This is a genomic window from Mycolicibacterium aubagnense (assembly GCF_010730955.1).
Taxonomy (GTDB): domain Bacteria; phylum Actinomycetota; class Actinomycetes; order Mycobacteriales; family Mycobacteriaceae; genus Mycobacterium; species Mycobacterium aubagnense.
Map to the genome: position 1 here is coordinate 1,842,088 of NZ_AP022577.1, position 12,010 is coordinate 1,854,097.

Here is a 12,010-nt window from a genome sequence, read left to right on the forward strand (position 1 = left end):
GCGTAAATTTAGCCGAGCTGATCAACGCAGCGGACAAACGAGATTCTCAAACTGAGGGGGCAGTTGTGGCAGGTGCACATCGGAAGCAGCGCGAGACGCGGACTCTGCCGGTATCGGGCTGGTTGAGCGCCGGTGCCGCGGCAGTCGGCATCGGGGCAGCACTACTGGCTCCGGCGGCCGTGGCGTCGGCAGAAACAAGCGGCAGTGACGGTGGTGGCCACTCGTCATCGTCGTCAGGCCAGGCCGGTCAGGGCACCGGCGCTCCCGGCAAATCCACAAAACCGCCGTCGAACAACTCTCCCAAGTCCGACTCCGGCACGAAGACGGACTCGGGCACAAAGCCAGACTCAGGCACAAAACCAGACTCGGGAACGAAGCCAACTGAGGGCTCGGACCCGTCCGGATCGCCAAAATCCAAGAACAAGCGCCCCCAGACGAACAAGAACTCGCCGGCCAAGGACAATTCACCCGCTGCGCCAGCGCGGCAGCCGCGCAGCGCAACGGCAACCAGCATCGGTCAACCGGCGTCGTCGGCTCCGACATCATCGACCCCGGAGACCAAGCCCGCGACCAATACCGGCAGCCTGGCACCGAAGAAGGTCGCAGCCGTCCAACCGGCCGCAGCGACGTCCCCTCAGCCCGCGGCAGCTGCTCCGGTCGCCTCGGTGTTCGCCGCCCAGCCGGCCAGCGCAACCGGAAACTTCGGAACGAACACCTTGACGTCGCTGGCTGCCACGCCGAACACGGCGCCGAACCCTCTGGCGCCGATGATCGCGATCACCACCGGACTGCTGACCACGCTCGACCGGGACGTCCGAAACGCCGCCCAGACGCTCATCACCGAGGGCGGCCGCGTGGTGACGTTCTTCATCAGCAACGGCACCGCAGACCACCCCGACGCGGGCATCCTGTTTGGCAACGGATTCAGCTACACGGCCACCACCTGCCTCACCATCTGCAAGGGCGGACGCGGCGGCCTACTTGGTAACGGCGGCAACGGATTTGGCGGCGGCAACGGCGGCAGCGCGCAGCTCTTGGGTCACGGCGGCAACGGCGGCAACGCCGTGACCGCAGGCGCCGACGGCGGCGCGGGCGGCAACGGCGGCATGTTCTGGGGCAACGGCGGCGGGGGCGGCAACGGCGCCGCCGCGACCACTGCGGGCGGCAAGGGCGGCAACGGCGGAAATGGCGGCAACACCGGCACGCACTCATTCCTGAGCACGGGCGGCAGCGGCGGCAACGGGGGCAACGGCGCCGCCGGCACTGCCGGCGCAGCCGGAGTCGGTGGCGGCACACAAGCCGCGAGCAATGGCGGCAACGCGACGAAGGGCGGTGCCGGCGGCAACGGCGGCCATGGCGGCAGCTCCGGCGCCTTGAGTCTGGCCAACACCGGCGGTAAGGGCGGTAATGGCGGCAACGGCGGAGCCGGCGCCTCCGGCGGTGCCGGTGCGACCGCCGCGGGGCAGGTCGACACGAACAACAACCCCCTCAACAACGGCAACGGCGGCAACGGCGGCAACGGCAGCGACGGCGGGGCCGGCGGCGACGGCGGCTGGGGCGGCAACTCTTCGATGTACTGGGGCCGCAACGGCGACGGCGGCAACGGCGGCAAGGGTGGCAACGCGGGCCTGTCCGGCGACGGCGGGAACGGCGCGCACGGCACCAAGACCAATCCCAACGGCGGAGACGGTGGCACCGGCGGCACGGCCGGCGGAAACGGAGTCGGCGGTGACGCTGGTGGCGCCGGGTACGGCGGCAGCGGCCTTGGCTTCCCCGGGTTCGGCGGCACTTTCGCCGGCTCGTGGGGTGACGACGGTGACGACGGCACCGCGACCGTCCCGAAGGGCAATGGCAGCGGCGGCGACGGCGGTAACGGCTACAGCTTCAACGGCATCGGCACCGGCTCGAGCGGTGGCAAGGGCGGCAAGGGCGGCGACGGCGGTAAGTACGGCAACGGCGGCAAGGGCGGTAACGGCGGCAATGCCGACTCCGGTTCCGGCAACGCTGGCGCCGGCCACATCGCGGGCAACGGCGGGACCGGCGGCACCGGTGGAAACGGCGGGGCCGGTGGATCGATCATCGGCGACGGCGGCACGGGCGGAAACGGTGGCCTGGGCGGTAACGGCGGCAATGGTGACGTCGGCGCTACCCCCGGCGGCGCTGGCACGGGTGGCAGCGCGGGCACCGGCGGAACCGCTCCCAAGGGCACCGCGGGCGCAGGCGGCACCAAGGGCACTGACGGCCAGCCGGGTATCGCGACCTAGCTAGACGATTCGGTCGATCACCAACAGCCTCGACGGTGGCTGGACGTCGCTGACGGACCAGCCACCGTCGAGCTCGGCCAGGGCTGACGGCAGCCGCTCAGGGGTCTCGGTATGGAGCGTGAACAGCGTCTCCCCGGCGGCGACGGGCTCTCCACTGCGGCGGTGGATATACAGCCCCGCCCCTGCCTGCACCGGGTCACCGGGCTGGGCCCGCCCGGCGCCGAGCCGCCACACGGCCATGGCCACGGCCATGGCATCGATGTCGCCCATCACCCCACTGCGGGTCGCCACCACCGTCTCGGTGTGCCCACCCATCGGCAGCGGCGCCTGGGGATCGCCGCCCTGCGCAGCGATCAACTGCCGGAAGCAGTCCATCGCGGTGCCGTCGGCCAACGTCTGCGCCGGGTCGACGCCGTCGATACCGGCCACGTCGAGCATCTCGCGGGCCAGAGCCACGGTCAGCGCGACGACGTCGTCCGGGCCGCCTCCGGCCAGCACCTCCAGTGACTCGGCGACCTCGACGGCGTTGCCGACGGCGCGACCCAACGGCCGATCCATGTCGGTGAGCAGTGCCCTGGTCGGCACGCCGTAGGCGATGCCGAGGTCGACCATGGTGCGCGCCAGCTCGCGCGACTCTGACTCGGCCTTGAGAAACGCGCCGCGACCGACCTTGACGTCCAGCACCAGCGAGCGGGCCCCCTCGGCCAGTTTCTTGCTCATGATCGAGCTGGCGATGAGCGGCAGGGATTCCGTCGTGCCCGTGACGTCACGCAGGGCGTAGATCTTGCGGTCGGCCGGCGCCAGGTCGCCGGCCGCGAAGATGGCCGCTCCGATTTCGGAAAGCTGTTGGCGGATACGGTCTTTGGACAGCTCGGCGGTGAATCCGGGGATCGCTTCCAGCTTGTCGAGGGTGCCTCCGGTATGCCCGAGGCCGCGGCCCGCCGCCTGCGGGACGGCGCCGCCGCATGCCAGCACGACGGGCACCAACGGAATGGTGAGCTTGTCGCCGACGCCGCCCGTGGAGTGCTTGTCCACCAGGGCGAGCGGCCGGCCACCGCGCCGCAGGTCGGTGAAGTCGAAACACTCCCCCGAGTCGACCATGGCCGCGGTCCAGCGAGTGATCTCGGCCGGCGTCATACCGCGCAGGAAGATCGCCATCAGCAAGGCCGACATCTGCGCGTCGGCCACGCGCCCATGGGTATAGCCGTCGATCACCCAGTCGATCGCCGCGTCGGACAGTGCGCCGCCATCGCGTTTGGTGCGAATGACGGTCGGCGCATCGAGATGCGACCCGTGCTGTGGTGCGTCCGACGGCACGATCGAATCCTCCTGTCGGGGCCGCAGGTCGGCCCATCGAGCTGGTTACCGGTCGGTAACCAGAAGTGTTGCCCCGCTTGGCGTTACCGGCGGTTCAGGTCATCCGGCCCGAAGGCGTCGGGCAGTAGTTCGGCCAGCGGCCGCGGACCCGATGCGTGGTCGATCAGCATGGCCGGTCCACCGTGCTCGAGCAGCACTTGCCGGCAGCGGCCACACGGCATCAGCACCGCGCCGGAGCCGTCCACACACGCCAGCGCGAGCAGCCGTCCACCCCCGCTCGAATGTAGGGCGCAGACCACAGCGCACTCCGCGCAGAGGCCAAGGCCATATGAGACATTCTCCACATTGCAGCCCACCACGATTCGGCCATCGTCAACCAGTGCCGCGGCTCCCACCGGGAACTTCGAATAGGGCGCATAGGCACCCTTGGAAGCCGCTATCGCCTTGTCCCGCAAAGTATTCCAGTCGATTTCCGGCATCACCGACACCCCGTTCCCGGCACCCCGACACCACGTCGAGACCCGACCCGACCACCCAGTAAGTTAACGTAGGCAAACCTAATTTCTGACGTGAGTCCACCATTCTCCCCACACGCTAGTTCTGACTGTGCGCAAATTGGGATTAGAGTCGCCCCGAGGTTTGGGCTCGGCACGCGAAAAAGTTGCTGCCGGGTCATGCGTCCACCGACGGCGTTGGAGGTCGAAATGAGTACAGCGGCAGCCGCGGATTCCGCCATACCCGCGCCGCGTTCATCCCCGCAGAAGCGGCGGACCCTGTATCGCGGAGACCCGGGCATGTGGTCCTGGGTACTACACCGCATCACCGGTGCCACCATCTTCTTCTTCTTGCTGGTCCATGTTCTGGACACGGCGCTGGTCCGGGTCAGCCCCGAGGCCTACAACGAGGTGATCAACACCTACAAGACGCCGATCATCGGGTTCATGGAGATGGGCCTCGTCGCGGCGGTGCTCTACCACGCCCTCAATGGCGTGCGAGTCATCTTGATCGACTTCTGGCAGCAGGGTCCCAAGTACCAGCGGGTCATGCTGTGGACCATCCTGGCCATCTGGATCGCGGTCGTCATCGCCGCAGTTGGGGTAGAGGGCATGCACATGGTTGAGCACTACGGGTGGCTCAAGTGACCACTCATACCGATTCCGGCGCCGCTGAGGCGCGTCGCGGCGGCCGTCCGGCCCCGGTCATGGAGCGCGAGCACGACCGCCCCGCAGCCCTCGACCACCCGCGTGCTCCCCGCCGCGCCCGTGGCATCCCGTACTTCGAGAAGTACGCCTGGTTGTTCATGCGGTTCTCGGGCGCGGCCCTGGTGCTGCTCGCCCTCGGTCACCTGTTCATCGGGCTGATCTGGCAGAACGGCGTCTACCGCATCGACTTCAACTACGTCGCGCAGCGCTGGGCCTCGCCGTTCTGGCAGATCTGGGACATGGCCCTGCTGTGGCTGGCCCTGGTGCACGGCGCCAACGGCATGCGCACCATCATCGGTGACTACGCCCGCAAGAACACCACCAAGTTCTGGCTGAACTCGATTCTGCTGCTGGCCACCGGATTCACCCTGGTGCTGGGCAGCTACGTGCTCGTCACCTTCGACGCGAACATCAAATAGGGGCTCGCAGGATGATTCAGGAACATCGCTACGACGTCGTCATCGTCGGTGCCGGTGGCGCTGGTATGCGCGCGGCCGTGGAAGCCGGCCCGCGGGTGCGCACCGCAGTGCTGACCAAGCTGTACCCGACGCGTTCGCACACCGGTGCCGCACAGGGCGGCATGTGTGCCGCACTCGCCAACGTCGAGGACGACAACTGGGAGTGGCACACCTTCGACACCGTCAAGGGTGGCGACTACCTCGCTGACCAGGACGCCGTCGAGGTCATGTGCAAGGAAGCCATCGACGCGGTGCTGGACCTCGAGAAGATGGGTATGCCGTTCAACCGGACGCCCGAGGGCCGCATCGACCAGCGTCGCTTCGGCGGTCACACCCGTGACCACGGCAAGGCCCCGGTCCGCCGCGCCTGCTACGCCGCCGACCGCACCGGCCACATGATCCTGCAGACGCTGTACCAAAACTGCGTCAAGCACGACGTCCAGTTCTTCAACGAGTTCTACGCGCTCGACGTGGTCCTCACCGAGACCTCCGGCGGCCCGGTCGCGACCGGCATCATCGCCTACGAGCTGGCCACCGGTGACATCCACATCTTCCACGCCAAGGCGATCGTCTTCGCCACCGGCGGTTCGGGCCGGATGTACAAGACCACCTCCAACGCCCACACCCTCACCGGTGACGGCCTGGGCATCATCTTCCGCAAGGGACTTCCCTTGGAGGACATGGAGTTCCACCAGTTCCACCCGACAGGCCTGGCCGGCCTGGGCATCCTGATCTCGGAAGCCGTGCGTGGTGAGGGCGGGCGTCTGCTCAACGGCGAAGGCGAGCGCTTCATGGAGCGCTACGCCCCCACCATCGTCGACCTGGCGCCCCGCGACATCGTCGCCCGCTCCATGGTGCTCGAGGTCCTCGAGGGCCGCGGCGCCGGACCGCACAAGGACTACGTCTACATCGACGTGCGCCACCTCGGTGCGGAGGTGCTGGAGGCCAAGCTTCCGGACATCACCGAGTTCGCCCGCACCTACCTCGGCGTCGACCCCGTCACCGAGCTGGTGCCGGTGTACCCGACCTGCCACTACGTCATGGGTGGTATCCCGACCACGATCAACGGTCAGGTGCTGCGCGACAACGTCAACGTGGTTCCGGGTCTGTACGCCGCCGGTGAATGTGCCTGCGTCTCGGTGCACGGCGCCAACCGCCTCGGCACCAACTCGCTGCTCGACATCAACGTGTTCGGCCGTCGCGCCGGTATCGCGGCCGCCGAATACGCGCAGAACCACAACTACGTCGACCTGCCGGACAACCCGGCCGACATGGTCGTGGGCTGGGTCGGCGACATCTTGTCCGACCACGGCAATGAGCGCGTCGCCGACATCCGCACCGCGCTGCAGCAGTCGATGGACAACAACGCCGCGGTGTTCCGCACCGAGGAGACCCTCAAGCAGGCGCTGACGGACATCCACGCGCTGAAGGAGCGGTACAGCCGAATCACGGTGCACGACAAGGGCAAGCGCTACAACAGCGACCTGCTCGAGGCCATCGAGCTGGGCTTCCTGCTCGAGCTGGCCGAGGTCACCGTGGTCGGGGCGCTGAACCGCAAGGAATCGCGTGGCGGCCACGCCCGCGAGGACTACCCGGATCGCGACGACACCAACTACATGCGCCACACCATGGCCTACAAGCAGGGCGCCGACCTGCTGTCCGATATCCGTCTGGACTACAAGCCCGTCGTCCAGACCCGGTACGAGCCGATGGAACGGAAGTACTGACATGACTGCTGTTCTGGACAAAGGGACCGAACAGGCCCTGCCCCCGGTGCCGGACGGCGCCGTCATGGTCACGCTGAAGATCGCCCGGTTCAACCCGGAGAACCCGGACGCTGCCGGCTTCCAGAGCTTCCGCGTGCCGTGCCTGCCCAGCGACCGGTTGCTCAACCTGCTGCTGTACGTGAAGGGCTACCTGGACGGGACGCTGACGTTCCGCCGATCCTGCGCGCACGGCGTGTGCGGCTCGGACGCCATGCGGATCAACGGCGTCAACCGCCTGGCCTGCAAGGTACTGATGCGGGACCTGCTGCCGAACAAGGCCGGCAAGGACCTGACCATCACCATCGAGCCCATCCGCGGTCTGCCCGTGGAGAAGGACCTCGTGGTGGACATGGAGCCGTTCTTCGACGCCTACCGCGCCGTGAAGCCGTTCCTCATCACGTCGGGTAACCCCCCGACCCGTGAGCGCATCCAGTCGCAGACCGACCGGGCCCGCTTCGACGACACCACCAAGTGCATCCTGTGCGCCTGCTGCACCACGAGCTGCCCGGTGTACTGGAGCGAGGGTTCGTACTTCGGCCCCGCCGCGATCGTCAACGCGCACCGGTTCATCTTCGACTCGCGCGACGAGGCCGCCGCCGAGCGGCTGGACATCCTCAACGAGGTCGACGGGGTGTGGCGCTGCCGCACCACCTTCAACTGCACCGAGGCCTGCCCCCGCGGCATCCAGGTGACCAAGGCGATCCAGGAAGTCAAGCGGGCCTTGATGTTTGCCCGCTAGGTTCTTCCGCCGAAAATGAGCTTGTGTACCAATTTCCGCAAGGATTTGGCACACAAGCTCATTTTCGTCAGTAGGGTCCACCGGCATCACGCAAGGCCGACCTCGTTCTGGCGATGATCGTGGATTGTCGGCGGCGCAACAAGTCGGCACCGACGCGAACCATGCGCCAGCCCACGTCTCGATACTCCACATCCTGGTCGATGTCGCGGGTGCGCTGACGCGGGTCCTGACAATGCTGGATGCCGTCGTACTGGACTCCCACCTTCCATTCCGGCCAACCCATATCAATGCGGCCCACCAGGTATCTGTCGTCGAACACCTCGATCTGAGTGTGCGTGGGCCGCATGCCGTTCTCGGTGAACAACAACCGGAGCCTAGTCTCCTGCGGCGACTCGGCGCCGTAGTCCGCCAGGTCGAGCACACGCCTCAGCTGAACGATCCCGCGCGCACCGCCGTGGGAATCGATAAGTGCTTGTACATCAGGGAGTTTCAGCTGCGTGGCCTGTAGTAGTGCATCCACGCGGACGACAGCCAGTGTTTGTCCTTTACGACGCCCCAGGTCAAAGACGGTCCTGGCGGGCGTCGTGGCCCGAATCCCCCGGACCAGACAAATCTCTTCCTCGGCGAGTTTATCGCTGTGCAGCACGACGCCGGCTTCCCCATGCAGGCTGGCTTGATTGAGTTCGGCACGCTCGTGGTCGCCTATCCAGCGCGAACCATGCAGGGCCGATGCCGACAATCCGGCCACCACACCTCGCCGTCTCGACCACAACCAGGCCGCCACCGCCTTGTCGACTGGTGTGAGGGTGGCACTCCGGGGGATGTAAACGTCGCGATGGACCTGCTTGTAGTGGGTTCTCAGCTGATAGCGGTTCACGACGCCAGCCGCCCGCGCCTCGGAACCCAGGAAAGGCCAGTCACCTGCCACATGTATTGGACGCCGCGCAGGCGACCTCGGTTCCATCAGCGTTGAACATGAGCCTGTGTGTCAAAGGTGGCAAGGAATTGACACAGAAGCTCATGTTCGGCGGAGAAACTTCCCTATTTACTGGGACCGTCGTTCCCGGTAAATTGGATTCCATGACCATCCCCAATGCCGTGGAGCCCAGCTACCAGACCCTGTTGGACGTGTTGTCCGAGGGCTCGGTGCGACGCCGCTTCGATCCCTATCTCGACATCGCGTGGGATTCGCCGGACATGGCGATCGACCTGCAGGATCCGCGGTGGGTGCTGTCCCCCACGATCGACCCGCTCGGCGCCACGCAGTGGTACCAGAGCCAACCCCTCGAGCGGCAGATCGAGATCGGCAGGTGGCGGACGCTCAACACCGTCAAGGTGGGCGCGGCGTTCGAGAGCATCCTGATCCGCGGGCTGATGGCCTTCATCATGAAGCTGCCCAACAACTCCCCCGAGTTCCGGTACGCGCTGCACGAGATGACCGAAGAGTGCAACCACATCCAGATGTTTCAGGAGCTGGTCAACCGCTCCGGGACCGATGTGCCCGGCATGCGGAAGCTGTTCTTCCGGCTGTCGCCGTACATCGGCCTGGTGGGCCAGTACTCGCCGACGGCATTCATGGCCGGCATCCTCGCCGGCGAAGAGCCCATCGATCACTTCCAGAAGGGCATGATCCGCGAGGGCGCCAACCTGCCGCCGGCCGTGCTGCGCACCATGCAGATTCACATCGCCGAAGAGGCCCGGCACATCTCGTGGGCCAACGAGTTCCTGAAGACCCACATGCCCGACCGGTCGTGGCGGTTCAAGGCCTTCGCCACCGTCGCCTTCCCACTGACCCTGCGCTGGTTGGCACACGAGATCATGGGATCGTCGAAGTCGTTCGGCAAGCAGTTCGATATCCCCGAAGACGTGATGCGGCAAGCCTTCTGGCGCAGCCCGCAGTCACGCAAGATCATGGCGAGCTTCTTCGACGAAACCCGGGCGCTGGCCGAGGAGATCGGCCTGATGAACCGAGTCGGCCGCTGGATGTGGAAGCGCTGTGGCATCGCCGGTGAGACGGCCCGCTACCGCAGCGCCCCCAACCGTGAGGCGCAGCTGATCTCCTGATGCCCCACGTCATCACGCAGTCCTGCTGCAGCGACGCCTCCTGCGTCTACGCCTGCCCGGTCAACTGCATTCACCCCACACCCGACGAGCCGGACTTCCACACCGCCGAGATGCTCTACATCGACCCGGTGGAGTGCGTCGACTGCGGCGCGTGCGTGACGGCCTGCCCGGTCGACGCCATCAAGCACGACGGTTCGCTGGAGCCGACCGAGAAGGTCTTCCTCGAGCTCAACGCGGATTTCTACCGGGAGCCGCGGCCGCGTGCGCTGCTGGCGCCGGTCGTACCGCCGCTGCAGGTGCGGGCGCCCGGGGCCCTGCGCGTGGCCATCGTCGGCTCCGGCCCGGCCGCCATGTACGCCGCCGACGAAGTGCTGACCATCCCGGCAGCCCGGGTCCGGATGTACGAGCGACTCCCCCAGCCCGGCGGGCTCGCCCGCTTCGGCGTCGCACCCGACCACCGGCGCACTCGCGGCGTGTCCCGGCAGTTCGACACCATCTGCGCCGATCCTCGGCTGGAGTTGGTGACCGGCGTCGAGGTGGGCACCGACATCACCCATCAGCAGCTGCTTGCCGTCCACGATGCGGTCATCTACGCCGTGGGCACGTCCACGGACCGTCCGCTCGACGTCCCCGGCGCCGATCTACCGGGCGTCAGCTCGGCCACCCGGTTCGTGGCGTGGTACAACGGCCATCCCGATTTCGCCGACGCCGCGTTCGATTTGTCGGGCCATCGCGTGGTCATTGTCGGCAACGGCAACGTCGCGCTCGACGTGGCCCGGATCCTCACCACCGACCCCGACCGGCTGGCCGCCACCGACATCGCGCCGTACGCATTGAAAGCGTTGCGGCAGAGCAAGATCGAGGAAGTGACCGTCGTCGGCCGGCGGGGGCTCGCACAGTCGGCATTCACCGTGCCGGAGCTTGTCGGCCTGACGTCCATGCCCGATGTGGACGTCGTCGTCTCCCCGCAGGACCTGGCGACACTGCCGGATACCGATCCGCGGGCCCGCGTCTTGCGCGACCTGCCGCGACGTCCCGGCAACCGCCGGATCGTGTTGGAGTACTTGCAGTCACCCACCGCCATTGCGCGCACCACGGCCGGACTGGAAATCGAATTCGCCCGGGGCGAACTGGTGGCCGCGGCCGACGGCACCACGAAGGTCAAGCCGACCGGCGACCTGCACAGCGTCTCTGCCGGTCTTGTGTTGACGTCAATCGGATACCGCGGGCGGCCGGTCGCGAGCCTGCCGTTCGACGACGCGCACGGAACCGTCCCGCACAACGAAGGCCGGGTCGACGGTGTCGCCGCCACCTACGTCGCCGGCTGGATCAAGCGCGGCCCGACGGGATTCATCGGCACCAACAAGTCCTGCGCGCAGGAGACCGTGCGCAGTCTGGTGGCCGACTACAACGCGGGGTTGTTGGCCTGACGGTCCGCCAGCGCGGCGACCACCGCAACGAGCGGTTCGTCGCGGCTGACCTCGAACCCGATGGCCCGCGCGGCGCCGTCGATGACGTACCACGTGAAGTCGGCCAGGTGCGCGATCATCTCGTCGCGGCTGTGCATCGGCGCCGGACTGCGGACCCAGGCGAACAGTGTCTCCTCGACCATGGTCACGATCGCCAGCGGGACGAGCTTGAACGCGCTGTCGTCGACGCCGATCGCCAGCGTGATGGCAGTGATGATGCCGTCCGCCCGTTCGATGATGCGTAGCTTCAGCTCACCGACAGCGTCGAGCGTCTCGTCGCCCTCGAACGACGGGCCGTTGCGCGCGAACTCGTTCAGCCGCGGGTGATCGATCATCCAGTCCGCGACCGCTTCGATGGTCCGGGTCAGGATTTCCCGCAGTGAGCCGTCGGTGATGTCGAGTTTGCCGACGAGGATGGACCCGAAGTCGTCGATCAGATACGACCGCACCCGGCGTTCGAGCTCATCCTTGCCGGAGGTCTGCCGGTAGATCACCGACTTGGCGACGCCGGCGCGCTTGGCGATGGCCGCGATGGAGATGTCGGCGCCGGGCGGGCTCTCCTCCAATAGCTCGATCATCGCCAGCAGGATTTGGGACCGGCGTTCGGCATTGTGCTGTTCCCACCGCGCCTCGTAGCCACTCACCGACGCAGGGTTCGGGGCCACAGACATGTGTCTCACGGTAGCCGCTACGCCGTCGAGTGACGCCTGCCATACCCCTGTCACACATCG

11 protein-coding genes are annotated in these 12,010 nt (G+C 67.2%); 7 read left to right on the forward strand and 4 right to left on the reverse strand.

What is annotated here, in order from left to right:
• Nucleotides 1–65: 65 nt before the first annotated feature.
• Nucleotides 66–2,264: a hypothetical protein gene (locus tag G6N59_RS31540; protein WP_163911152.1), complete on the forward strand. Its 2,199-nt coding sequence runs from the start codon at nucleotides 66–68 to the stop codon at nucleotides 2,262–2,264.
• On the opposite strand, the gene G6N59_RS09110 is transcribed toward G6N59_RS31540, so the two are convergent.
• Nucleotides 2,265–3,581 carry a thymidine phosphorylase gene (locus tag G6N59_RS09110; RefSeq protein ID WP_138231864.1) on the reverse strand — a complete coding sequence of 439 codons (1,317 nt, stop codon included), beginning with the start codon at nucleotides 3,579–3,581 and terminating at the stop codon, nucleotides 2,265–2,267.
• An 83-nt stretch (nucleotides 3,582–3,664) separates the two neighbouring features.
• Nucleotides 3,665–4,060, reverse strand: coding sequence for a cytidine deaminase (locus G6N59_RS09115; RefSeq protein ID WP_163911155.1), 396 nt, complete (start codon nucleotides 4,058–4,060; stop codon nucleotides 3,665–3,667).
• A gap of 225 nt (nucleotides 4,061–4,285) precedes the next feature.
• Here G6N59_RS09115 and sdhC point away from each other — a divergent pair, with 225 nt between their 5' ends.
• The 4 genes from sdhC to G6N59_RS09135 are packed head-to-tail and all read left to right on the forward strand — an operon-like array spanning nucleotide 4,286 to nucleotide 7,746.
• Nucleotides 4,286–4,723, forward strand: a complete 438-nt coding sequence (gene sdhC, locus G6N59_RS09120; protein ID WP_138231865.1) for a succinate dehydrogenase, cytochrome b556 subunit — start codon at nucleotides 4,286–4,288, stop codon at nucleotides 4,721–4,723.
• A gap of 59 nt (nucleotides 4,724–4,782) precedes the next feature.
• Entirely contained in the window at nucleotides 4,783–5,202 is a 420-nt protein-coding gene (locus tag G6N59_RS09125) for a succinate dehydrogenase hydrophobic membrane anchor subunit (protein WP_061002042.1), read from the forward strand.
• A gap of 11 nt (nucleotides 5,203–5,213) precedes the next feature.
• Nucleotides 5,214–6,968 (forward strand): succinate dehydrogenase flavoprotein subunit, encoded by a 1,755-nt coding sequence (gene sdhA / locus G6N59_RS09130; protein WP_138231866.1) that lies wholly within the window; start codon nucleotides 5,214–5,216, stop codon nucleotides 6,966–6,968.
• A 1-nt stretch (nucleotide 6,969) separates the two neighbouring features.
• A complete protein-coding gene (locus G6N59_RS09135; RefSeq protein ID WP_138231867.1) occupies nucleotides 6,970–7,746 on the forward strand; it encodes a succinate dehydrogenase iron-sulfur subunit in 777 nt (258 codons plus the stop codon).
• Between the two features lie 67 nt (nucleotides 7,747–7,813).
• Here the strand turns inward: G6N59_RS09135 and G6N59_RS09140 are convergent, their stop codons facing one another.
• Nucleotides 7,814–8,623: a type IV toxin-antitoxin system AbiEi family antitoxin gene (locus tag G6N59_RS09140; RefSeq protein ID WP_306789626.1), complete on the reverse strand. Its 810-nt coding sequence runs from the start codon at nucleotides 8,621–8,623 to the stop codon at nucleotides 7,814–7,816.
• 194 nt (nucleotides 8,624–8,817) lie between these two features.
• On the opposite strand from G6N59_RS09140, the gene G6N59_RS09145 reads away from it, so the two are divergent.
• Together G6N59_RS09145 and G6N59_RS09150 are read left to right on the forward strand one after the other, a co-directional pair.
• Entirely contained in the window at nucleotides 8,818–9,810 is a 993-nt protein-coding gene (locus tag G6N59_RS09145; RefSeq protein WP_407665839.1) for an AurF N-oxygenase family protein, read from the forward strand.
• Nucleotides 9,810–11,240 (forward strand): FAD-dependent oxidoreductase, encoded by a 1,431-nt coding sequence (locus G6N59_RS09150; RefSeq protein ID WP_138231870.1) that lies wholly within the window; start codon nucleotides 9,810–9,812, stop codon nucleotides 11,238–11,240. The genes G6N59_RS09145 and G6N59_RS09150 overlap by 1 nt, the downstream gene beginning before the upstream one ends.
• On the opposite strand, the gene G6N59_RS09155 is transcribed toward G6N59_RS09150, so the two are convergent.
• On the reverse strand, nucleotides 11,216–11,950 hold the full coding sequence (locus G6N59_RS09155) for a TetR/AcrR family transcriptional regulator (protein ID WP_170212429.1): 735 nt from the start codon (nucleotides 11,948–11,950) through the stop codon (nucleotides 11,216–11,218). The two genes, G6N59_RS09150 and G6N59_RS09155, sit on opposite strands and share 25 nt — an antisense overlap.
• Nucleotides 11,951–12,010: the final 60 nt, after the last annotated feature.